General features: G+C 64.0%; 23 protein-coding genes. 10 read left to right on the forward strand and 13 right to left on the reverse strand.

Going from position 1 to position 23290, the window contains the following annotated elements; translation table 11 throughout:
* Positions 1-153: 153 nt before the first annotated feature.
* From EJ066_RS06090 to EJ066_RS06115, 6 genes are all read right to left on the reverse strand, one after another.
* A complete protein-coding gene (locus EJ066_RS06090) occupies positions 154-1185 on the reverse strand; it encodes a BMP family protein (protein WP_126035830.1) in 1032 nt (343 codons plus the stop codon).
* A gap of 193 nt (positions 1186-1378) precedes the next feature.
* Positions 1379-2584: a 3-oxoadipyl-CoA thiolase gene (gene pcaF / locus EJ066_RS06095; RefSeq protein ID WP_126035832.1), complete on the reverse strand. Its 1206-nt coding sequence runs from the start codon at positions 2582-2584 to the stop codon at positions 1379-1381.
* Positions 2585-2635: 51 nt separating this feature from the next.
* Positions 2636-3937, reverse strand: a complete 1302-nt coding sequence (locus EJ066_RS06100; RefSeq protein WP_126035834.1) for an FAD-binding oxidoreductase — start codon at positions 3935-3937, stop codon at positions 2636-2638.
* 2 nt (positions 3938-3939) lie between these two features.
* On the reverse strand, positions 3940-5292 hold the full coding sequence (locus tag EJ066_RS06105) for a glutamine synthetase family protein (protein ID WP_126035835.1): 1353 nt from the start codon (positions 5290-5292) through the stop codon (positions 3940-3942).
* A 37-nt stretch (positions 5293-5329) separates the two neighbouring features.
* Positions 5330-6613, reverse strand: coding sequence for a glycosyltransferase (locus EJ066_RS06110; protein ID WP_126035837.1), 1284 nt, complete (start codon positions 6611-6613; stop codon positions 5330-5332).
* Between the two features lie 15 nt (positions 6614-6628).
* Positions 6629-7567, reverse strand: a complete 939-nt coding sequence (locus tag EJ066_RS06115) for a GntR family transcriptional regulator (protein ID WP_126035838.1) — start codon at positions 7565-7567, stop codon at positions 6629-6631.
* A 237-nt stretch (positions 7568-7804) separates the two neighbouring features.
* Between EJ066_RS06115 and EJ066_RS32335 the strand changes: the two genes are divergently transcribed.
* Genes EJ066_RS32335 through EJ066_RS06155 form a run of 9 tightly spaced genes read left to right on the forward strand, consistent with a single transcriptional unit; the run spans position 7805 to position 15162 of the window.
* A complete protein-coding gene (locus EJ066_RS32335) occupies positions 7805-8545 on the forward strand; it encodes a spermidine/putrescine ABC transporter substrate-binding protein (protein WP_281035453.1) in 741 nt (246 codons plus the stop codon).
* On the forward strand, positions 8445-8870 hold the full coding sequence (locus tag EJ066_RS32340; RefSeq protein WP_281035454.1) for an extracellular solute-binding protein: 426 nt from the start codon (positions 8445-8447) through the stop codon (positions 8868-8870). The genes EJ066_RS32335 and EJ066_RS32340 overlap by 101 nt, the downstream gene beginning before the upstream one ends.
* A gap of 57 nt (positions 8871-8927) precedes the next feature.
* Complete coding sequence (locus EJ066_RS06125; RefSeq protein WP_126043765.1) at positions 8928-9770, forward strand: ABC transporter permease; 843 nt, start codon at positions 8928-8930, stop codon at positions 9768-9770.
* On the forward strand, positions 9763-10557 hold the full coding sequence (locus EJ066_RS06130) for an ABC transporter permease (protein WP_126035840.1): 795 nt from the start codon (positions 9763-9765) through the stop codon (positions 10555-10557). The genes EJ066_RS06125 and EJ066_RS06130 overlap by 8 nt, the downstream gene beginning before the upstream one ends.
* Positions 10554-11627, forward strand: coding sequence for an ABC transporter ATP-binding protein (locus EJ066_RS06135; RefSeq protein ID WP_126035842.1), 1074 nt, complete (start codon positions 10554-10556; stop codon positions 11625-11627). The genes EJ066_RS06130 and EJ066_RS06135 overlap by 4 nt, the downstream gene beginning before the upstream one ends.
* Before the next feature lie 16 nt (positions 11628-11643).
* On the forward strand, positions 11644-12918 hold the full coding sequence (locus tag EJ066_RS06140; protein ID WP_126035845.1) for a glycosyltransferase: 1275 nt from the start codon (positions 11644-11646) through the stop codon (positions 12916-12918).
* On the forward strand, positions 12915-13265 hold the full coding sequence (locus EJ066_RS06145) for a cupin domain-containing protein (protein ID WP_126035847.1): 351 nt from the start codon (positions 12915-12917) through the stop codon (positions 13263-13265). Before EJ066_RS06140 ends, EJ066_RS06145 begins: the two co-directional genes overlap by 4 nt.
* A 23-nt stretch (positions 13266-13288) precedes the next feature.
* Positions 13289-13633: a cupin domain-containing protein gene (locus tag EJ066_RS06150; RefSeq protein ID WP_126035849.1), complete on the forward strand. Its 345-nt coding sequence runs from the start codon at positions 13289-13291 to the stop codon at positions 13631-13633.
* A 20-nt stretch (positions 13634-13653) separates the two neighbouring features.
* On the forward strand, positions 13654-15162 hold the full coding sequence (locus EJ066_RS06155) for an aldehyde dehydrogenase family protein (protein WP_126035851.1): 1509 nt from the start codon (positions 13654-13656) through the stop codon (positions 15160-15162).
* Between the two features lie 23 nt (positions 15163-15185).
* On the opposite strand, the gene EJ066_RS06160 is transcribed toward EJ066_RS06155, so the two are convergent.
* The 5 genes from EJ066_RS06160 to EJ066_RS06180 form a co-directional block, all read right to left on the reverse strand.
* Positions 15186-15947, reverse strand: coding sequence for a glucose 1-dehydrogenase (locus tag EJ066_RS06160; protein WP_126035853.1), 762 nt, complete (start codon positions 15945-15947; stop codon positions 15186-15188).
* An 11-nt stretch (positions 15948-15958) separates the two neighbouring features.
* Positions 15959-16771 carry an ABC transporter permease gene (locus EJ066_RS06165; RefSeq protein WP_126035855.1) on the reverse strand — a complete coding sequence of 271 codons (813 nt, stop codon included), beginning with the start codon at positions 16769-16771 and terminating at the stop codon, positions 15959-15961.
* Positions 16771-17634, reverse strand: coding sequence for an ABC transporter permease (locus tag EJ066_RS06170; RefSeq protein ID WP_126035857.1), 864 nt, complete (start codon positions 17632-17634; stop codon positions 16771-16773). Before EJ066_RS06170 ends, EJ066_RS06165 begins: the two co-directional genes overlap by 1 nt.
* A gap of 71 nt (positions 17635-17705) precedes the next feature.
* Positions 17706-18869, reverse strand: coding sequence for a spermidine/putrescine ABC transporter substrate-binding protein (locus EJ066_RS06175; RefSeq protein WP_126035859.1), 1164 nt, complete (start codon positions 18867-18869; stop codon positions 17706-17708).
* Entirely contained in the window at positions 18850-19986 is a 1137-nt protein-coding gene (locus tag EJ066_RS06180) for an ABC transporter ATP-binding protein (RefSeq protein ID WP_126035861.1), read from the reverse strand. The genes EJ066_RS06175 and EJ066_RS06180 overlap by 20 nt, the downstream gene beginning before the upstream one ends.
* Positions 19987-20105: 119 nt before the next feature.
* Here EJ066_RS06180 and EJ066_RS06185 point away from each other — a divergent pair, with 119 nt between their 5' ends.
* Positions 20106-20912, forward strand: a complete 807-nt coding sequence (locus EJ066_RS06185; RefSeq protein WP_126043766.1) for a LuxR C-terminal-related transcriptional regulator — start codon at positions 20106-20108, stop codon at positions 20910-20912.
* A gap of 122 nt (positions 20913-21034) precedes the next feature.
* Here the strand turns inward: EJ066_RS06185 and EJ066_RS06190 are convergent, their stop codons facing one another.
* Both EJ066_RS06190 and EJ066_RS31255 read right to left on the reverse strand, forming a co-directional pair.
* The gene (locus EJ066_RS06190) at positions 21035-23104 is read right to left on the reverse strand and encodes a 3-hydroxyacyl-CoA dehydrogenase NAD-binding domain-containing protein (protein ID WP_126035864.1); all 2070 of its coding nucleotides are present in this window, start codon (positions 23102-23104) and stop codon (positions 21035-21037) included.
* 33 nt (positions 23105-23137) lie between these two features.
* Entirely contained in the window at positions 23138-23290 is a 153-nt protein-coding gene (locus EJ066_RS31255) for a hypothetical protein (protein WP_189644440.1), read from the reverse strand.

A 23290-nucleotide genomic window follows, 5' to 3' on the forward strand; every position in this document is an offset into this window, starting at 1 on the left:
GATCGCGCGACTCTTCACCCTCCCCCTTGTGGGGAGGGTCGGCTTACGATCGTAGCGAAGCGAAGATCGCGAGACGGGGTGGGGGAACGGCGCCGACCCCCACCCGCTCCGCTTCGCGGATCGACCCTCCCAACAGGGGGAGGGTAAAAAAACTCAATCCGAAACCGGCGTGTTTTCGTCGACGTCGACACGGAAATTGCCGTCGAGAATTTCGGCCTTCTTCTTCTCGACCAACTCCTTGACGTCGGCGGGCAGCGTCTTGTCGAATTTGTGGTAGGGCGCCAGCGAGGAGCCGCCCTTAGTCATGCGCGAGAAATCGCCGTAATCCTGCGCGGTGAACACCCCCGCCTTGACCAGCTTGATCGCCTGCTCGACCGTCGGATACATGTCCCAGACCGGTCCGGTGATCACCGTGTCGGGGGCGAGGCTCGACTGGTCGGACATGTTGGAGATGGCGAGGATCTTCCTCTCCGCCGCCGCTTCGATGACGCCGAAGCGCTCGGCATAGATCACGTCGACGCCGGCGTCGATCTGGGCGATCGCCGCTTCCTTCGCCTTCGGCGGGTCGAAGAAAGAGCCGATGAACGCGACCTTCTTCTTGATGTCCGGATTGACCTCCCTGGCACCGGCAAAGAAAGCGTTGACCAGCCGGTTCACTTCCGGAATGCCCATCGCCGCGACGGCGCCGATCGTGCCTGATTTCGACATCTTTCCGGCGATCAGGCCAGAGAGATAGGCCGGCTCGTGGATCCAATTGTCGAAGACGCCGAAATTCGGTTCGGCCGGCCCGGCGCCGGAGCCGAACAGGAAGGCGACCTTCGGAAACTGCTTGGCCGTCCGGCGGGATTCCCGTTCGGCGGCGAAAGCATCGCCCAGCACCAGCTCATAGCCGCCTTGCGCATATTCGCGCATGACACGGCTGAAATCCGCCGTCTGCACCTTTTCCGACCATTTGTATTCGATGCCGAGTTCCTTCTCGGCCTTCTGCAGGGCGACATGGATCTGGTGATCCCATGGCTCCTCGATCGGCGTGGCGAAGATCGCCGCCACCTTCAGCTTCTTGTCCTGTGCCAAGGCCTGGCCCGGCAGCATGGCTGCAGCTAGGCCGAGCGCGCCCAGTTCCAGAACGTTGCGTCGCGAAAGCCCTTCGCGTTTCGATTGGATTTTGCTCTTCCGGTTTTCCATTGCATGCCCCTCTGATTGACGCCGTGTCGAGCCGGCTTTGTTCTTGAAGAAATGTCAGCGAGGAGAACTATGGAACGGCGCCTGACTTTTGTCCACATGGTCAAATTTAGTGACGAGAGTGCAGCCAGAAGCTTAGCAAAGCCTGCCCGGTTCAAGTACTGCGGCTTGAATCCGGCACTCACCCCAAATCTGTCTATTGCCTTTCCAGCGCCACCGCGATGCCCTGGCCGACGCCGATGCACATGGTGGCGAGCGCATAGCGGCCGCCGCGTTCGCGAAGTTCCAGCGCCGCAGTGCCGGATATGCGCGCGCCCGACATGCCGAGCGGGTGGCCGAGCGCAATGGCGCCGCCATTCGGGTTGACATGCTCCGCGTCCTCGGCAATGCCGAGTTGACGAAGCACGGCAATGCCCTGGGAGGCAAAGGCTTCGTTGAGCTCGATGACGTCGAAGTCCGCCGGCTTCAGACCAAGCCGGGCACACAGCTTCTGCGTCGCCGGCACCGGGCCGATGCCCATGATGCGCGGCGCCACGCCGGCGGCCGCACCGCCGAGAATGCGGGCGATCGGCGTCAGGCCGTATTTCTTCACGGCGGCTTCCGAGGCGACGATCAGCGCCGCCGCACCGTCATTGACGCCCGACGCGTTGCCGGCGGTGACCGTGCCGCCTTGCCGGAACGGCGTCGGCAATTTCGCGAGCGCCTCGACCGTCGTGCCGGCGCGCGGATGCTCATCCTTGCTGACAACCACCGGATCGCCCTTGCGCTGCGCGATCATCACCGGGGTAATTTCCTTAGCCAGCCGGCCATTGGCTTGCGCGGCGACCGCCTTGTCCTGGCTGCGCACGGCAAATGCATCCTGGTCGGCACGTGAGACCGAAAAATCCTCGGCGACGTTCTCTCCGGTCTCCGGCATCGAATCAATGCCGTACTGCGTCTTCATCAGCGGGTTGACGAAGCGCCAGCCGATGGTGGTGTCGTGGATTTCGGCATTGCGCGAAAAGGCGGCTTCCGCCTTGGGCATGACGAAAGGGGCGCGGCTCATGGATTCGACGCCGCCTGATATCATCAGCTCCGCTTCGCCAGTCTTGATCGCGCGCGCGGCGATGATGACGGCGTCCATGCCGGAACCGCACAGGCGGTTGACGGTCGAGCCGGAAACCTCTTTGGGCAGGCCGGCCAGCAGCAGCGCCATGCGCGCCACATTGCGGTTGTCCTCGCCTGCCTGGTTGGCGCAGCCATAGACGACGTCGTCGATCGCGGCCCAGTCGATGCCGGGATTGCGTTCGATCAAAGCCCTTAGAGGTATCGCACCAAGATCGTCGGCGCGCACCGACGCCAACTGCCCGCCGAAGCGTCCAATCGGCGTGCGAATGTAGTCGCAGATATAGGCCTCGGCCATCTATGCAGCTTTCTCTTTTGCGTTTCCCTGGTGCGGCCCGCTCGCTTGCGCTCAATGCTTGATGCGGTCGCGCATGGCGTACCAGAGCATGCCGAGCACATAAAGCGGGCCGCGCAGCGCCGTGCCGCCGGGAAACGGCAGCGGGCTGAGCGTCGAAAACAGATCCAACCGCGAAGCATCGCCGGTGATCGCCTCGGCGAGCAGCTTTCCCGACAGCGTCGACAGGATGACGCCCTTGCCGGAGTAGCCATGCGCGAAATACACCTCGCCATAGTGCCCGACATGCGGCAGGCGCGATGTCGTCACCGAGACGAGCCCGCCCCAGGCATGATCGATGCGGCGGCCGCTGAGTTGCGGAAAGGTCTTTTCCATGTGCGGCCGCACGAAACCGGCAATGTCGGCGGGCGGCGACGGCGTGTAGCGCTCGCCGCCGCCGAACAGCAGGCGCCCATCCGCCGACATCCTGAAATAGTTGACCACGAACCGCGTGTCGGAGACGGCCACATTGCTCGGGATGACGTCGCTCTTGTCGCCCAGCGGCTCGGTGGCGATGATGTAGTTGCCGACCGGCATGATACGGCTGTTGACGCGCGGCTCGAGCCCCTGAAGCAGCGCGTCGCCGGCCAGCACGACATGCTTGGCCCGGACCGAGCCCTTGGCCGTCGAAACCCGGAGGGAAGGCTCGCGCTCCAGCCGTAGCGCCACCGAATTTTCGTGGATGGTGACGCCCGCCGCTGCCGCCGCGCGGGCGAGGCCCAACGTGTAGTTCAGCGGATGCATGTGGCCGCCGAGCTTCTCGTACATCGCGCCATGATAGGGCGTGTTCACCATTGCGCGCGCCTGCGCCGATGACAGCATCTCGACATCATGAAAGTGCATCACGCTGGCAAGACACTCGGCCTCTTCCTCGAGGTCGCGCAGGTCGGAGCTGTTGACCGCACCGGCCAGATGGCCGGTCAGCCGGAGATCGCAATCGATGGCGTGGCGCTCGATCAGGTCGAGAACCAGTCCGCGCGCCTCGAAGGCGAGATCGAAAAGCGCCTTTGCCCGTTCCGGCCCATAGAGCTTGACCAGACCCTTGGCGCCCTTGCGCAGGCCGGGGATGATTTGGCCGCCATTGCGCCCTGACGCGCCCCAGCCGATCTTGCCGCCTTCGAGCAGCACCACCTTCAAGCCGCGCTCGGCCGCGTGAAGAGCCGCGGACAGACCGGTGCAGCCGCCGCCGACCACCACCAGATCGGCATCGATATCGCCCTGCAGCGCCGGATGGCCCGGAGCCGGGTTGGCGGTCGCGACATAATAGGATTTGCCGATATCCAGGCCGGAATTGAAGCCCCCAGAATTGAAACCCATGATCATACCTTGAGCAGCAGATGGTCGCGTTCCCAGGACGTGACGACGCTTTGGAACAGGTCGAGCTCGACGCTCTTGACACGCAGATAGGTCTGGAAGAAATCCTCGCCGAGCAGCGCCCGAACCGGGCTGCAAGCGGCGAAACGATCGAGCGCCTCCTCCATGGTTTTCGGCAGCGTGCTCTTGCTGCGATAGGCATTGCCGGTCGCCTCGGGCGAACGCGAGAGCTTTTCCTCGACGCCGAGATAGCCGCAGAGCAGCGAGCCGGCCATCGCCAGATAGGGATTGGCGTCGGCGCCGGGCAGCCGGTTTTCCACCCGCCGCGCGGCCCGCCCGCCGGCCGGCACGCGCAGGCCGCAGGAGCGGTTGTCGCGCGACCACTCGATGTTGGCCGGCGCGCTATGGTTCGGCCGGATGCGGCGGAACGAGTTCACGTTCGGCGCAAACAGCGGCATGATTTCGGGAATGTATTTCTGCAGCCCGCCGATGAAATGCCCGAACATCTCGGTGTCGGCATCGTCGCGCCCGGCAAACAGCGTGTTCCCCGCCTCGTCGACGACCGACATGTGGAGATGCATGGAGCTGCCGGCTTGTGCGGCGATCGGCTTGGCCATGAAGGTCGCGTGCATGCCGCCTTCCTGCGCGGCCTGGCGCGTCATCCGCTTGAACAGCGAAACCTTGTCGGCCAGCGGCAGCGCGTCGCCATGCAGGAAATTGATTTCGAGCTGTGCCGTGCCCGACTCATGGATCAGCGTGTCGAGCGGCAGCCCGGCCGTGGCTGCGTAATCGTAGAGGCGCCGGATCACCGGCTCGAATTCCTCCAGCGCCGCCATGTCATAGGGATGCTGCACGGTTTCGGAGCGGCCGTTGCGCCCGACCGGCGCGGTCAACGGCCGATCGGGATCGGGATTGGGCGCGGTCAGGTAGAATTCGAGCTCCGGCGCCACCACTGCCCGCCAGCCGCGCTGGCGATAGAGATCGAGCACGGCCCGCAGGACATGACGTGGCGAGGCCATCCACGGCCTATCGTCCATATGAAACGCATCGGCGAAGATATAGGCTTTGCCCGCTCCGGCACCCGGCGCCAGGCAGAGCGTCGCAACGTCCGGCACCATCCGCATGTCGGGGTCCTGGTAGCCGAACCCCTCGTCGTTGGAACCGGAATAGCGGCCGTCGATGCAGACCAGGAAGGCGCTGCTCGGCAGATAAAGCGCGCGATCCTCGAGCGACTTCAGGAACTTCGCCGTCGGCAAGGTCTTGCCGCGCAACACGCCATTCACGTCCGGCACCAGGCACTCAACTTCCCTGATCCCCTGCTGCTCCAGCCATTGCTTCGGATCGTCCGTTGGGGTCATTTGCGGTGCATCCGTTGTTGCGGTGTTGAGCATCAGGTCACGTCCTTACGAGGGCGAGAATGGCTTCGGCGGCGGCGTCCGTTCCCGGCGCCCGTGCCATGGTGGCCGCATTCTCCTTGAGGCGAAAGCGCATCTCGCCGTCGGCCATTAGGCCAAGGATGGCCTGTTTCAGTTCATCATCGCTCCAGCAGTCGCGGCTGATGTGGCGGCCGACTCCGGTTTCTTCGGCGCGTCGAGCATTGTCGTGCCCGTCCCAGCAATAGGGCATGATCAGCGACGGCACGCCAAAACGCAGCGCTTCGCAAAAGCTGTTGTTGCCTCCGTGATGAATGAAGAGATCGGATTTCGCAACAACCGACGGCTGCGGAAACCAGGCGTCGAGATAGACATTGTCAGGAACCGCGCGGTAGCTGTCGCGCAGACCGCCGGCATTGACGATGAAGCGGGCCGGCAGCCTGTCGAACACGGCGAGCATGCGCTCGATCAGGCCGACATCCATGGCGCCGAGGCTGCCGAAGCTGAGATAGACCAGCGGCCCGTCATTGCGCGGAAAGACCGGTACGTCGAACGGCCCTTCCGAACGGACACAGCCTTCGAGATAGACGAAGCGGGCCGGGTCGAGCGGCTCTGCGCGCTCGCGGCGCACGATCGTCGGGGTCAGCAGCAGATTGAGGTCAGGCGAGGCCTCCAGGAATAGCCCCTTCGGCAAGGGCGCAAGACCGGCATCCGCCCGAAGCCGGTTAAACCGGTCGTGCGCCGGCGCAACGGCTGCCAGGTAGCGCGCCTCGAAGGCCGCGCGGCTCGGGTCGTTGGCGGCGAGACCGGACAGATAGGGTGGTACATTGGCGTCGGGAAGCTCGGTTTCGGCGCAAGAGATGACGCGCACCCATGGGCAACCGGCGCCCGCCAGCGCCGGAAACATGATGACATTGTCGAGCACGACGGCATCCGGCTTCAGCCGCGCCAGCAATTGGCGCAGCGGCGCCTCGGCATTGACCGCGGTGTCGACGATCGCTTCCCAGGTCGGGGCGACATAGGTTTGAAGCTGGTCGATCGGGCTCAACCTGAAATGCGGCAGATGGCGGCGCACGAAAGCCTGCCAGTAGCTCTGGCGTTCGCTGTCGGTCAGCGGCTCGTCGGTCGGCAGCTGGTATTCCTGAAAACCATAGTCGGCGAACACGCCGGAAAAGCCGGCATGGCAGATGAACACCGGCCGTGCGCCCCTTGCGCGCAGCGCCTGCGCGATGCCGACGCAATTGAGCGCGGCGCCGAAGCTTGCTTCGGGAAACAGCGCGATGGTGGGGCTGGCTCTACGCTGCAATCCTCAAGGTCCTCGTCAATCCGGCCGGCTGATGGTGCCGAACAATGCGGGGGCCCCGCGACTGGCCGCCTGCGGTCGCTGGCTGCGGGAGAGCCGCAGATGAACGCGAAGCAGATCGGCTGCAACCTCATACTGCCGGCTTTCCAACTGGTCGAGTATGGTCAGGTGCTCGCGCAGCGACTGCTTCAGCCGGAAGACGTTGACGCCGGCATAGGTTCCCGGCAGCCGGCGCAACCTGAGATGGTCCGACAGCGCATCGGTGACGAACCGGTTGGCGGCGCCGTCGGCGATCATACCGTGAAAGTCGATGTCCAGTCGCTGGAACTCCCTGATATCGAATGCGGCGTCGGGTAGCGCCAGCAGTGCCTCCATGCCCTGGCGCAATGCTGCCGCACGTGTTCCATCCAGCCTGAAGCCAGGCGCCAGAACGGCGGCGGGTTCCAAAAGCAGGCGGAACTCATAGCTTTCCCCTTGTGCCTCCGGATCGTCAGGCGCCCGCCTGAACAGCCAGGACTGTCCCGGCGCGCGATCAAGAAGGTTCTCATCTGTCAGTTTCTTTAGCGCCTTTAGTACCGTCTTTCGCTCCGAGCCATACCGTCGCATCAGCGCGCCGATGGTCACGGCCTGGTCCAGCCGGCGCGCCGACCGATCCCGCAGGATCATCTCCGCGAGTTCGTCCTCCTCGGCGCTCGGCAGGTCGGCGGCGACGGTCGCCTGGTTGGAGAGGTCCACAGCCAGTCGATAGCCGGAGTCAGCTTCCCATCGCACCACGCCTTTTTCGGTGAGCAGGCGCAGTGCAGCCCGCACGGGGGTTCGCGAGACGTTGCAGAGCGAGGCGATCTGCTGTTCGGGGAGGTGGGCGCCGGCTTCGAATCCGCGCTGCCGGGCCACATCCAGAATGCGCTGCGCAAGATCGAGATGATTGGTGCGCGGTCGTCTGGCTGCAGCTTGCATGGCAATTCTCGTGAACGGACTTGACCGATACGGTTTGACCGATCGCCCTTGCAGACGCAATCGGCCAGATTCCTTAGGCGATTTGTCAAATTATGGATTGACGTATTTTTTTCTGCAATAGTACTGTCAGATCAATCGGCAATAAAAAGACCGGGGAACGGGATCGAAGCGGCGGCACGGTCGCAAGCGCTGGTCCGACGAATGAAATTCGACGATCAACCGGAATGGGAGTCTGTCATGACCGCCTCAACCTGCCTGCGCCGTCCGTTAAAGATATCTTCGATCGCACTCGGCCTCGCCCTGGCGCTGTCAGCGCCGGCAGCCGCCGCCGACCTCGTCATCTCCAACTGGGACGGCTACATGGCGCCGGATGCCATGGACGCCTTCAAGGCCGCGACCGCTGTTTCCGGAGAGCTCGTGGTTCACGCCACCAATGAGGAGATCATGGGCAAGCTCGTCGCCTCGGGCGGCAAGGGCTATGACGTGGTCTTCGTCTCCTCGCCCTTCGCCGAGGTGCTGAACAAGCTTGGCCTGATCGAGACGATCGACCACGCCAAGATCCCCAACCTCGCCAATCTCTATCCCGAGGCGGCGAAGCTGCCGCACGATGCCGGCAACAATTTTTCCGTGCCTTACACCTGGGGCACCACAGGCCTCTGCTACCGCTCCGACCTAGTCAAGGCCGAGCCGGCAAGCTGGAACGATCTTCTGGCCCCGTCCGACGACCTCAAGGGCAAGACCACCATGCTGGCGACCGATCGCTGGCTGCTTGCCGCCGGCCAGCTCGCCAAGGGTTATTCGGTCAACGAGACCGATCAGGTCAAGCTCGCCGAGGTCAAGGACCTGCTGATCTCGGCCAAGAAGACCTTGCTCGCCTATGACGACACCACCTTCTATTCCAAGCTGGTCTCGGGTGAGGCGCTGCTGGTGCAGGCATGGGACGGCTGGTGCAACCTACGGCATCGCCGAGAAGCCTGAGATCAAATACGTCATCCCGAAGGAGGGCTCGGACCTGTGGGTCGACACGATGGTGGTGATGAAGGCCTCGGCCAACAAGGACGCCGCCTTCCAGTTCATCAATTTCATGCTGGACGCCAAGAACCACGCCTGGGCGGCCCAGAACATCGACTACAAGGTGCCGAACAAGCCGGCGATGGAAAGCCTGCCGGAGGATTTCCTCGCCAAGTTCCCCAATATGGGCATGCCGGTGGCCGAGTTGGTCAAGTTCGAGCAATTGCGCGACGTCGGCGACGCCCAGCGCGACTATTCGAAGATCGTCAGCGAGATCAAAGCCGCGCAGTAGCCGGCAGTTCTGGCATCTGGAATCAGGCTTGCGTTCCTTCAGGCCCCCTCCTTGCTGATGGCGCCGGCGCTGGCGTGGCTCACCGCCCTGATGGTGGTGCCATGCGCGCTGGTGCTGGCGCTCGCCTTCTTCCGGCGCGGCATCTATGGCGGCATCGAATACATCTTCACGCTGGAGAATTTCGGGCTGGTGTTCGACCCGCTCTATGCCGGCATCTTCCTCAATTCTGCACGCATCGCCGGCACGGCAACGCTGATTGCGGTGGTGATCGGCTATGCCGCCGCGTATGCGATCGCGGCAGCACCGCGCCGGTGGCAGCCGGTGTTCCTGTTTTTCGCCGTGCTGCCGTTCTGGTCCAACTACCTGATCCGCACCTATGCCTGGATCGTGCTGCTCAACCGCGAGGGCCTGATCACCCAGCTCTTGCGCTGGTTCGGCTACACCGGCGAGCCGCCGTCGATGCTCTACACCGAAGGCGCGGTCATTGCCGGTCTGGTCTACAACTACCTGCCCTTCGTCATCCTGGCTTGCTACGCGCCGCTGTCGCGCCTCAATCCGGAACTCGCGGAAGCATCGCGCGACCTCGGCGCGTCCGCCATGACGACATTTCGCCGGGTCATCCTGCCGTTGACCGTGCCCGGCATCGCCGCTGGGGCAGTGTTCGTCTTTGTGCTGTCGATCGGCAATTTCGTCACGCCGGCGCTGCTTGGCGGCGGCCGCTTCCAGATGATCGGCAATCTCGTCTACGACCAGTTCCTGACCGCCAATGACTGGCCGTTCGGCGCGGCACTGGCGATGGCGCTGATCGCCATCATGCTGCTGGTGCTGACGGCGCAGGCGCTAGCCGCCGATCGCGCCTCGGGCCGTATTGCCGAAGCGAAAGGAGCCGCCGATGGCTGAGCGCTCGTCAGGCACGCAGCGCACGTTCTGGCTCGTGCTTTTGCTGGTCTTCGCCTTCCTCTACATCCCGATCGCCGTGCTGGTGGCGCTGTCCTTCAACCAGGGCGGGCTGCCCACCGTCTGGTCGGGCTTCTCGTTGAAATGGTATGCCTCGCTCGCCGGCAACGCCGCGATCCTTTCCGCCGCCCTCAACACGCTGGTCGTGGCGCTGGTCTCGACCGCGATCGCCACGCTGCTCGGCACGCTGCTGGCGATCGGCGTCGAAATGCGCCGGCAGTATGGGAGAGGCCTCGAGGCGCTGATCTTTGCGCCGATGATCATTCCCGATATCGTGCTGGCAATTGCGCTGCTCAGCTTCTTCTCCTTGCTCGACTTCACCCTGGGCCTGCACACCATCATCCTCGCCCATGTGGTCTTCAACCTCGCCTTCGTCTGCTCGGTGGTGCGTGCGCGGCTGAAAAGCTTCGACTGGTCGATCGTCGAGGCTTCCGCCGATCTCGGCGCTTCCGCGCTCACCACCTTCAGGCGAGTGACATTGCCGGTCATCCTGCCGGCAGTCGTCGCCGGCGCGCTGCTTGCCTTCACGCTTTCGGTGGACGAGTTCATCATCGCCTTCTTCACCGCCGGCGCCGGGCGCGCGTCGACCACGCTGCCGATGCAGATCTATGCGATGATCCGCTTCGGCATCACGCCGGAGATCAACGCATTGGCGACCATCGTCATGGCGGTCTCGATCACCGCGCTGACCCTGTCGCAGCGGCTCAATCGTGGGGTCATCGGCCAATGAGCGAGCTCCGCACGTTGCTGGCGATCGACAAGGTGTCGAAGAGCTTCGGCCGGGTGACGGCCGTCGACGGCATTTCGCTCGATATCCGCGAGAACGAGTTCTTCGCCTTGCTCGGCCCTTCGGGCTGCGGCAAGACCACGCTGCTGCGCATGCTGGCCGGCTTCGAGACGCCCAGCGATGGCCGCATCCTGCTCGACGGTCGCGACATCGCCAGGACCCCGCCCAACAAGCGGCCGGTCAATCTGATGTTCCAGTCCTACGCGCTGTTTCCGCATATGAGCGTCAGGGCCAATGTTTCCTACGGCCTCGAAATGGAACGTTTGCCGGCAAACGAAATTCGCTCCCGCGTCGATGCCATTCTGGCAACGACCGAGCTCGTTTCCTTCGCCGACCGCAAGCCGGAGCAATTGTCGGGCGGCCAGAAGCAGCGTGTCGCGCTTGCCCGGGCGTTGGTTAAGCGGCCGCGGCTGCTGCTGCTCGACGAGCCGCTCGGCGCGCTCGACAAGAAATTGCGCGGCGCCATGCAGCTGGAGCTGAAGCGCCTGCAGCACGAGGTCGGCATCACCTTCGTCATCGTCACCCATGACCAGGAGGAATCGCTTGTCATGGCCGACCGTATGGCGGTGCTCAGGGACGGCAAGCTGCTGCAATGCGACACGCCGCATGCGGTATACGAGTATCCGGCGGACCGCTTCGTCGCCGACTTCATCGGCGTGATGAATTTCGTGCCCGGCAAGGCCACCGCCGATGGGGTGCTCGCTGCCAATGGTGCGCGGATATCGGGCACGGTTCCCGCAACACTCATCCCCGGCGCGGCCGCGGTCGCATCAGTGCGGCCCGAACGCATCCGGCTGTTCCCGTCGCCAGAAACGGCCAACCGCATTGCCGGCACGGTCGAGGCACTCGCCTATCAGGGCCTCGACCTGCAGCTGCATGTCGGCACCGCTCTGTCGCCGAAGCCGTTCCTGGTGCGCGTCACCGCCGACGCAGCCGACCGGCGGCCGGTCACCTCAGGCGATGCGGTCGAACTTGGCTGGGATGCTGCCGACGTCAGAATTTTCGCGGATTGATTGAAGGAGAACTTTCATGGCTCAGAAGACGATCGCGTTTTTCCCGGAAGCGGCCTATGGCCCGGCGCTCAATTCGGTCGGCATCGCCCAGGCGGTCGAGGCGCGCGGCCACAAGGCGGTATTTCTGTCGGATCCCGGCTTCGTCGACGTCTACAAGGGCTACGGTTTCGAGGCCCATCCGGTGAACCTGTCCGAGCCGATGCCGCCCGAGCAGATGGCCAAGTTCTGGGAGGACTTCATCAACGGCCACATCCCGAACTTCCGCAAATCGCCCTACGACCAGGTCGACAATTACGTGAAGGACTGCTGGACGGCGATCGTCGACAGCGCCAAATGGGCTGAGAAGGATCTGCCTGGCGTGCTCGAGGCGATCAAGCCTGACGTCATCTGCGTCGACAACGTCATCCTGTTCCCGGCGATTAAGCAGTATGGCAAGCCGTGGGTGCGCGTGATCTCCTGCTCGGAAAACGAGATCGAGGACGAGGGCATCCCGCCGCATCTGTCCGGTTGCGGCGAGAACGACCACGCCTGCCATCAGCGCTATCGCAACCATTTCAACGCGGTCATCAAGCCGATCCACGACGACTTCAACGCATTCCTAAGAGCGAACAACGAGGCGCCTTATCCGATCGGCCAGTTCTTCGAAGCATCTCCCTATCTCAACCTGCTGCTCTACCCCGAGGCAGCAAAATTCAAGCGCCGCCATCCGCTCGACCCGGCACAATTCCAATATCTGGAAGGCTGCGTGCGGCAGGAGAAGCCCTACGCCGTGCCGACCTTCGCGAAGAACAATGACGGGCCGCTGCTCTACGTCTCCTTCGGCAGCCTCGGTGCCGGCGACGTCGACCTGCTGAAACGCATCATCGCGACGCTCGGCAAGACGCGCTATCGGGCGCTGGTCAATGTCGGCGGCTACAAGGACCAGTACACGGATGTGCCTGGCAACGTCATCGTCGAGAGCTGGTTCCCGCAGCCCTCGGTCATCCCGCAGGTCGATGCGGTGATCCACCATGGCGGCAACAACTCGTTCACCGAGTGCCTGTATTTCGGCAAGCCGGCGATCATCATGCCCTATGTCTGGGACGGCCACGACAATGCCACCCGCGTCGAGGAAACCGGCCACGGTTTCGGCATGCCGCGCTACGATTGGAGCGACGCCGAGCTGATCGCCAGGATCGAAGCCTGCCTGACCGATCCGGCGATCAAGGCCAAGCTGGCGAAGACATCGGCGCAGATGCAGTCGCAGAACGGCCCGGAGAAGGCGGCGGGGCTGCTGGAGAGACTGCTGTGACCTCCTCCGCACCGCACCTCCACCAAGCCTCCACCCGCACTGACCTCGTCGACTGGGGCGCGCAGCCGGATGCGCTGGAGGGCGCCTCGCACTCCACCGGCAGGCTCGTCCACAAGGGGCCGAACAACCAGCCGGAATCCGGCATCTGGGTCTGCACGCCCGGCCGCTGGCGGCTGGCGATTCCGCGGGACGAATTGTGCCATTTCGTTGCCGGCCGCGCGACCTACAGATCAGACGACGGCGAGGTGATCGAGGTCTCCGCCGCCACGGCTGTCATGTTTCCGGCCGGCTGGGCGGGTGAATGCACCGTCCACGAGACCATTCGCAATATCTACATGCTGGCTTGAAGCCAGCCACCGGAGCTCCTGACATGACCACACCCATCATGAAATCCCCGCTCGCCATTACCGACCTGGTCGATTGGGGTGTCATCCCCACCATGATCGAGGGCGAATCCCGCACCTCGGGCAAATTGCTGCACAAGGGGCCGGACGGCCGATCCGAATGCGGGGTGTGGGTGTGCACGCCAGGCAAATGGCACTGCCACGTCACCCGCGACGAGTTCTGCCATTTCCTCGAGGGCCGCTGCACCTATGTCCACGAATCCGGCGAGGTGATCGAGATCGAACCGGACACCGCGGCGTTCTTCCCGCAGGACTGGAAGGGCGTCTGCACCGTCCACGAGACCATCAAGAAGGTCTACATGATCCGCTGAGCGGGCCTAAGAGGATTTCCATGGACTTTTCACCTGACCGGCCGACCTACTTCATCAATCCGGATTATCGGCCGATGGCCGGCGCGGAAAAACCGGTGGTCGATCCGGCGACGCTCGAAACCGTCGGCGCCATCGCGGCCGCCGCCGACGGAGAGATCGACGCCGTGCTCGCCGCAGCGGCCAAGGCGCAGGCGGTGTGGAAAAAACTCGACGCCAAGAGCCGGGCCAGGTATCTGCACGCCGTCGCCAACGCCATCGAGGCGGCCGACTTCACACGCTGCGCCGAGCTGATGGTGCGCGAGATGGGCAAGCCCTATCCGGAAGCGATCGGCGAGATCGCCAATTGCGCGCCGATCTTTCGCTACTATGCCGAAATGGCTCGAGACGATGCCGGCAAGATCGCCGGCACGACGCAGGCGGGCTCGTTCCAATATGCGCGCTACGAGCCCTACGGCACGTCCGTCCACATCATGCCCTACAACTTCCCGATCCTGTTGATGTGCTGGACCATCGCCGCCTCGCTCGCCGCCGGCAATGCCTGCGTGATCAAGCCGGCCGAGGCGACGACGCTGTCGACGCTGGATTATGTCAAGGTGTTCCGCTCGCTGCCCGAGGGCCTGGTTTCCTGCCTGCCCGGCGGCGCGGCTACGGCGCAGGCGCTGATCGCCTCCGACCGCACCCATGCCGTCGCCTTCACCGGCTCGGTCGCTGCCGGCAAGGCCGTCGCCGTCGCCTGCGCCGAACGCATGAAGCCCTGCGTCATCGAAGCAGGCGGCAGCGATCCCCTGATCATCAGCAAACATGCCCCGCTCGATGTGGCAGCCGCCGGCAGCGTCACCGCAGCGTTCCACCTCACTGGCCAGGTCTGCACCTCGGCCGAACGGTTCTTCGTCGTCGATGCCGTTCACGACCGCTTTATCGAGCTGTTTGCCGAAAAGACGCGCGCGCTGCGCATCGGCAATGGGCTGGACAAGACCGAGATCGGGCCGCTGGTCAGCGAGGCGGCGCGGGCAAAGGTCATGCGGCTGGTCGACGACGCGGTGCGCAACGGCGCCAAGGCGGTCACCGGCGGGCGTATTCCGCCGGCGCATACTATCGGCTGGTTCTACGAGCCGACGATCCTGACCGGCGTCACCCCAGACATGGCGATCGTGCGCGAGGAGTGTTTCGGGCCGGTCGCCGCGATCTGCCGGGTGAAAAATTTTGACGAGGCGATAGAGCTCGCCAATGACAGCCCGTTCGGGCTCGGCGCCTCGGTCTTCACCACCGATCTTGCCGAAGCGCACGAGGCCGCTGAACGGCTCGAGGCCGGCATGGTCTGGGTCAACAATCCGCTGATCGACAATGACGCGCTGCCCTTCGGCGGCTGGAAGGCGTCTGGCCTCGGCCGTGAGCTCGGCCGCCAGGGGCTCGATGCCTTTCGCCGCTCGAAGATGGTCATCATCGACCACAAGCCAGCGATCCAGGACTGGTGGTATCCCTATCCCGACAGCTGGTTCCGCGAGGCCGGGGGCCGCAAGCATGTCTGACGCAGCATGGCAGAAGCGGAGCGTCAGCCGATGCTTTCGCCGCCATCGATCACCAGCGCCTGGCCGGTCATGAAGGACGAGCGGTCGGAGACGAGAAACAGGATTGCCTCGGCTATTTCTTCCGCGGCGGCCCAGCGCTGCATGGGGATCTTGGTGCGGACGTAGCGTTCGATCGCGTCCCGCCCGCCCATCTGGGCGATGAACGGCTCGTTGAAGGGCGTGTCGACCCAGCCCGGACAAAGCGCGTTGACGCGGACATTGTGTCGGGCATAGTCGAGCGACATCTGCCGGGTCATCGCCACCACGGCGTGCTTCGAGGTTGCATAGGCGATCATCTCGCGGTCGTAGAACACACCCGAATTCGAGGCGGTATTCAGGATGACGCCGCCGCCCTGTTCGATCATCGATGGCATGACGAGCCTGGCCGCGAGGAACTGCGCCCGCACATTGATCCGCCAGGAGGCATCCATGCCGTCGGTACCGACTTCGGTCAGCGTGCCGCCGACCTGAACGCCGGCGTGATTGTGCAGGATGTCGATCCGGCCATGTTTGCCCAGTGTGCTCGTAACGAGCTGCTCGACCGCCGCGTCGTCGCCGACATCGGTGGCGATCGCCTCGGCCCGGCCGCCTGCCGCACGGATGTCAAAAGCCGTCGCTTCGCCGGCAGCCTGATCCCTGTCGGCGATCACCACCACCGCCCCTTCCCTGGCCATGATGATGGCGCCGGCGCGCCCGATGCCGGAACCGGCGCCTGTCACCACGGCGATGCGGTCTTTCAGAATCATGCGTGCGACTTTCAGCTTGATGGTTTGCGTTGGCGCAGCTGCCATTGGGCAAGCACGACGAGCAGCACCGAGGCGACGAGGACGATCGTCGCGATGGCGTTGATTTCCGGCGTGACTCCACGCCGGATCGAGGCAAAGACATAGATCGGCAATGTCGTCTGCGCGCCGGCGACGAAGAAGGCGACGATGAAATCGTCGAAGGAGAAGGTGAATGCGAGCAGGAAGCCGGCGATTACCGCCGGCATGATCTGCGGCAACACGATCGAGCGGAACGTCGTCAGGGGAGTGGCATAGAGATCGCTCGACGCCTCGACCAGATTGCGGTCGAGGCTGCCGAGGCGGGTGCCGACGATCATCGCCACCAGCGCCATCGAAAACAGGCCGTGCGCGGCGACGATCGACCCGTAGCCGAGCGTCAGGCGTGGCGGCTGGTCGTTCGGCCACAGCGAAGCGAGAAACGGATTGACGACGCCAAACAACTGGACGAGCGCGACCAGCGTCGAGATACCGATGACGACGCCCGGAACGACGATCGCAGCCCCGAAAAGCACATCGAAAACGGCTCGCGTGCGCACGCCGACGCGCGCCAGACCAAGCGCTGCCGCGGTGCCGCAGAGTGCGGCGAGCAGGGCGCTGGTGGTGGCGATGAACAGGCTGTTCTTCAGCGCCTCGACCAGGAACGGGTTCGACAGCGCCTTGCCGTACCACTGCACCGAGAAGCCGGTGAGCTCGCTGGCGTGGCGGCCCGCATTGAAGGAGAACAGCACCACCAGCGCGATCGGCAGGTACAGGAAGGCAAAGACCGCTACGACGAAGGCGCGCATCAGATCAGATCCACCCGGCGGGCGCCCGAGAGCCTGGTCGAAATGCGGTTGGCGGCGATCAGCACCACCACCGAAACCAGAACCAGCGTGATGGCGATTGCCGATCCGAACGGCCAGTTGCGCGATTGCAGGAACAGATCGACCAGCGCGTTGCCAATGAAGAAGACCTTGCCGCCGCCGAGCAGCGTCGGGATCAGGTATTCGCCAAGCAGCAGGATCATGACCAGCGAGAAGCCGGTCATCACACCCGGCAGCGACAGCCGCAGCGTCACGCCCAGGAATGTCGAGACGGGCGTCGCGCCGAGATCGGCGGAGGCCTCCAGCAGCCGGCGGTCGAGACGTTCGAGGCTGACATAGATCGGCAGGATCATCAGCGGCAGATAGCCATAGACGATGCCGAGCAAGACCGCGCCCGGCGTGTTGATCAGCCGCACATCTTCGAATCCGACATAGGCCAGCAATGCCGGGATGCCGCGCCCGCCAAGGACATACATCCAGGCGTAGGTTCGCATCAGAAGGCTGGTCCAGAACGGGATGACGACGAGTGCTAGCAGGATCAGCCGCCACCGCTCCGGCGCGCGCAAGGCAAGGTAATAGGCAACCGGATAGGCGACGACGAGACAGGCCAATGCGCCCGCCGGCGCCAGCACCATCGTGTTCCAGAAGGCAGTCGCCCGCGCCGGAAGATTGGCATATTGCGCCAGGGTGAAAGCGGCTTGGTAGCCGCCTTCCGGTGCCCGCTCGCCGACGCTGAAAACGGCGATCGCGACGAACGGCAAGACCAGAAAGATCACCAGCCACGCGGTTGCTGGACCGAGCAGCAGGGCGGTCAGGAGATTATGACGAAGGACATTGCTGCGCATTGAAAACCGCCCGCTGCCGGCGGACATCTGCCCGCCGGTGGTTGCCTGCATCGGACCATGGCCCGGCCGGTTCAAGCCGACTTGAAGCGTGCCATCAATTCGGCCCGGCCCGGATCGGTCAGCGTCGCGGCAGCACCGAATTCCAGCGGAGTCAACAGATCCGCCGCCGGATAGAGGATCGGATTGTCCATCACCTCCTTGGGCAGCAGCGCATTGACCCGCGCATCGGTGGAAGGCGCACCGTTGGCCAGGTGCTCCTTGACCGCGACTTTCGGGTCCATCAGATAGTTGAGCAGGGCATAGCCGGCGGGCTTGTTGGGCGCATCCTTCGGAATGGCGTAGAAGTCGGTCCAGATCTCGCCGCCCTCCTTGCCGAGCACATAGGCGATCTCGGGGATGTCGCGGTGGAGCTGCGCTCCGTCATTGGTCCAGCACATCGTCATCCAGGCGTCGCCGGCGCGCATCGACGGCTGATAGTCGCTGGAAACCGCGAACAGATGCGGCTTGACCTTCAGCAGCAGTTCCTCCGCCTTGGCGAGCTCGTCCTGCTTCAGCGAGTTGAACGAGAAGCCGAAATATTTCAGCGCATTGCCGATCGTGGTGAGCTGGTAGTCATGAACCATGGTCCGGCCGTCGCCCTCGGCCATGGCCGTGTCCCAGAATTCCTTCCAATTCGTCATCGGCTTGGCGAGCTTGCTGGTGTTGACGGCAAATCCGGTGGTGCCCCAGTTTTTCGGCACCGCGTAGGTCACGCCGTCGATCGTGCCTTCCGAGGTGAAGCGCGCGTCCTGCTGCGAGCCGTCGAAATTCGCAAGCTTGGCCATGTCGAGCGCTTCGATGATGTCGAGCTTCTTGTAGGTGGAAATCGTATAATTGGTCGGAACGAAAAGGCTCCAGCCCGAGGCGCCGGCCTGCAGCTTGGCCAGCATCTCCTCGTTTGACCCGAACACATTGACCTCGACGGCGACGCCGGTCTCGGCCTGGAAATTCTCGAACGTCGCCGGGTCGTGATAATTGGGCCAGGTGGCGATCGACATGCGGTCGCCAAGCCCCTCCTGGGCGAAGGCCGGCGACGGCATGATGCCAAGCTCGCGGGCCATCACGGCAGTTGCGATGCCAAGGCCGGTAAGGCCAAGGAACTCGCGGCGGCCGATGGAACCGCGCTTCAGCCGCATCAACTGGTCGACGAATTTCTCAGGGTTTATCGGCAGTCCGTCACGATATGATTTCGACATGTTTGTTTTCCCTCTGGTTGGTCCCGTTGTTCTTGGGGTCCGGAAACGCGAGCGGCGTTCCGGCGGTGAAGCCGATGGCGACGGGTTCACCCGGCTTGAAGAGATTTCCACTGCCGATCAGGTGATCGGCCTTGGCGAGCAGCGTTCCGATACCCCCGACCTCGATCGCATATTCCGCGGTCGAGCCCAGAAAGATCCGGTTGCGGACAACGCCGTTCAGCCGGCCGTTTCCCGGTGCGCTGAGGTTTAAGGATTCAGGACGCAGGCTGACCGAAACGGTCTCGCCCTTTTGCAGCGAAGTCCGCTCGCGCGCGACGATGACGGTGCCGTCGGCAAGCGCCACCTCGACGAGATTGCCCGAGTGCCCGTCGACCTTGCCGCTCAAGAGATTGGTCTTGCCGACGAAGTCCGCGACGAAGAGATCGGCGGGTTCGTCATAGATCTCGCTCGGCTGCCCGAGCTGGACGATGCGCCCGCCATTCATGACGCAGACGAAATCGCTCATCGACAGCGCTTCTTCCTGGTCGTGCGTGACAAGCACGAAGGTGATGCCGATCTCGCGCTGCAGGTTCTGCAACTCTATCTGCATGTCGGTGCGCAACTTCTTGTCGAGCGCCGCCAGCGGTTCGTCGAGCAGCAGCACCGCCGGCTTGTTGACCAGCGCGCGCGCCAGGGCGACACGCTGCTGCTGGCCGCCGGAAAGCTCGTGGATCTTGCGGCGGCCGTAGCCGGCAAGCCGCACCATGGCGAGCGCCTCGCCTGCCCTCAGGCTGATCTCCCGCGACGACAGCCGCGGCCGTGCCTGGCGCAGACCGTAAGCGATGTTGTCCTCGACATCCAGATGCGGAAACAGCGCGTATTGCTGGAACACCATGTTGACCGGCCGCCGATAGGGCGGCGTGCCGGCCATGTCACGGCCACGGATGAAGACTGCGCCTTCACTCGGCTGTTCGAAGCCGCCGATCATGCGCAGGCAGGTCGTCTTGCCGCAGCCGGACGGCCCGAGCAAGGCGACAAAGGCAGACGGCGGGACGGCAAGGTCGATGCCGCTGACCGCGGTTACGCTGCCGTAGCGTTTGGTAACCCCGCGAAACTCGATGTCTGGCACTGCGGTCAAAGCTGCGGCTCCAGCGATAAGGCAATTTTGAAACGCTATCAGAGCCAACGGTGACTAGTATATACCTCGCAGGTGGTATATTCGGTGTATTTTCTCGTTTAAAGGGGTATAAATTGAGCGTGTCGCGTGCCGATGAATACAACCAGCTCGCCACGCTCATCGCCGCGACACGGGAGACGAGCGGCGAGCTCTTCGGCAAGGCGATGGTCGCCTGGCTCCGGCAGCATGTCAGCTTCGACCACTGTGTGATCTTCGGCTATCGCGGCGCATCGCGCCCTCCGCTGCTGTTCGAGACGTTCTCGCCGACCGAAAGCCACGTCTTCGTCGCGCTCTATCAGGAAGGGCCGTATCTGCTCGACCCGTTCCACCACGCGGCGGTCGAGCGTAAGGAAGGTTTTTGGCGAATGCGCGAACTGGCGCCGGACCGCTTTTACGCCAGCGAGTATTACCGCTCCTACTATAGTCAGACCAAGCTGGCCGAGGAGGTCGGTTTCTTCGTGCCGCTGCCAGGAAAGGACGCGCTGGTGGTCTCGCTGATGCGACTGCACTTTTCGGGCCCTTTCGGAACCGCCGATGCCAGGCTGCTGCGCGACATGGCGCCGGCGGTGATCAGCTTCGTCAGGCTGCGCTGGCCGGACCTTCCGGCTGACGAACCGGCCGAGACGAAACAGGACGAGGCGATTGCCCCGGTCGCCGAATTCGAACGTGCTCATATCTGGAAGAGCCTTTCGCTGACGCCGCGCGAAAAGCAGGTGGTCGATCTGGTGCTTCAGGGGCATTCCACGGAATCGATCGCCAGGGCGATGCGCATCGTACCGGGAACCGTGAAGGTTCATCGCCGCAACATTTACCGCAAGCTCAAGATCAAGTCGCAAGCTGGTCTCTTCGCGCGTTTCGTCGAGATCATCGACGCGCGGATTCGCTAAGCAGGTTCCGCAAAAGTGTTCCACGGTTTTGCGATAAGAACCTGCGACAAGCAAAGTCTTAAGCAGACGAAGCAGGCGAAGTCTGCTTCGTCCGCGATTTCGCAATAACCTCGCTCGGGCGGTTAGCTGGCGACGTCCTCCCAGGAGCCGGTTTCAGCCATCCGCCTGAGCAGGGGCGCCACCCGAAAGATTTGCCTGCCGGTCCGCTCGTGCCAGTGGTCGAGCCGTCCGATGATCTTGTCGCCCCCTTCGAGGCCGGCCCAGAACATCGGCCCACCCTTGCCCACCGGAAAGCCATAGCCGTTGACCCAGACGACATCGATGTCGGAGGCGCGGGCAGCGATTTTATCCTCGAGTATCTTCGCCCCCTCATTGATCATCGGATAGAGCGTGCGCTCGATGATCTCGTCGGCGCCGATCGCCCGCGGCGCGATGTCCTTTTCGGCCGCCTTGTCGCGGACCAGCGCTTCGACCTCGGGGTTGGGAGTCGGAGTGCGCGAGCCGTTCTCGTAGAGATAGAAGCCGCTGCCGGTCTTCTGGCCGAAATGCCCCTGTTCGCACAGCGTGTCGGCGATTATTGCCGTCTGGCCGCGTGCCTTGCGGTTGCGCCAGCCAATATCGAGGCCGGCGAGATCGCTCATCTGGAACGGCCCCATCGGCCAGCCGAAATCGGTGAACGCCCGGTCGACCTGCTGCGGTGTTGCACCTTCCAGCAAAAGCGCCTCGGATTCCGAGCCCCGCGCGGCCAGCATGCGGTTGCCGACAAAGCCATGGCAGACGCCGACGACGACCGGCACCTTGCCGATCCTACGTGCCAGCTCGACGATTGTCGCCAGCGCATCGGGCGCAGTCTTCTCGGCGCGGACGATTTCCAGCAGCTTCATGACATTGGCCGGCGAAAAGAAATGCATGCCGACGACATCCTGCGGTCGCGACGTCGAGGCTGCGATAGCGTTGACGTCGAGATAGGAAGTGTTGGTGGCGAGGATCGCGCCTGATTTGGCCACCGCGTCGAGCCTGCCGAACACCTCTTTCTTGACCGCCATCTCCTCGAATACCGCCTCGATGATGAGGTCGCATTCGGCGAGGTCGGCATAGTCGATGGAGCCCTTGAACAGGTCGAGCCGCTGGCGCTTGGCATCTTCGTTCAGGGAACCGCGCGCGACGGAGACGGCATAGGTCTTCTCGATCGTCGCCAGCCCGCGCTCCAGCGCCTCGCGGCTGGTTTCCAGCAAGGTCACGGGGTAGCCGCCATTGACGAACGCCATGGCGATGCCGCCGCCCATGGTGCCGGCGCCGATGACGCCAATGCGGGCAATCTTGCGCCTGACGATATCCTTGGCCGCAACCTTCGGCGCCTCGCGCTCGGCGAAGAACAGATGACGCTGCGCGCGCGACTGGTCGCCTGCAACGAGTTTGACGAACAGTTCGCGTTCCGCCGCCAGCGCTTCGTCGAACGGCAGCGTGATGGCGTTGCGGACCGCCTCAGCGCAGGCGACCGGCGCTTCGAGGCCGCGCGCCTTCCTTGCCAGCTCCGCCACTTGCTTGTCGAAGGCCACGAGGTCGGTTCCGGCAAGACGATCGTTGCGGTCGCGCACGGGCGTGAATAGCCCGTCGCCAGTGGTCATTTCGCTAGCGAAACGAACCGCCTGCGCGATGAGATCGCCGTCGAAGACGGCGTCGACGAGGCCGGTGGCGAGCGCCTCAGTGGCGCCGATCGGCGTACCCGAGACGATCATGCCGAGCGCCTTCTCCGCGCCGACGAGGCGCGGTAGCCGAACCGTGCCGCCGCCGCCGGGCAGCAGGCCGAGCTTGACTTCCGGCAGGCCAAGCCTGGCGCCTGGATCGGCAACGCGAAAGTGGCAGCCGAGCGTCAGTTCCAGCCCGCCGCCGAGCGCGGTGCCGTGGATCGCGGCAATTGTCGGCTTGGCGATGGTCTCCAGCACGGCCACGATGGCGCGCAGATCCGGCTGCCGCACCGGCTTGCCGAACTCGGTGATATCGGCGCCGGCGACGAAGGTCCGCCCGGCGCAGGCGATGACGATGACGGCGACATCAGGCTCGTCCCGCAAGGAAACAAGCGCCTGCATCAGCGGCTCGCGGACATGGAAGCTCAGCGCGTTGACCGGCGGATTGTCGATGATCACGACCGCGACGCCGCCATCCCTTGTAACGCTGACGAAATTGGGCACGTAAACCTCTTGCAGTAATGTGGCCGACCGGGTTTACAGGGCCGATGCGCGGAAGGGAACCGGCATGTTCGCCGACATCGCCCCCTTCGTCATACTGGAGCGAAGCGACGCAGGACCCATGCCGTGAGTTGGCGTGCCGCCGCGGTGCAGAATTCCGTTTTCGCCGCATTCTTCGACGAAGGTCAC

Origin of the sequence: Mesorhizobium sp. M9A.F.Ca.ET.002.03.1.2 (genome assembly GCF_003952365.1) — a bacterium.
Classification (GTDB): Bacteria; Pseudomonadota; Alphaproteobacteria; order Rhizobiales; family Rhizobiaceae; genus Mesorhizobium.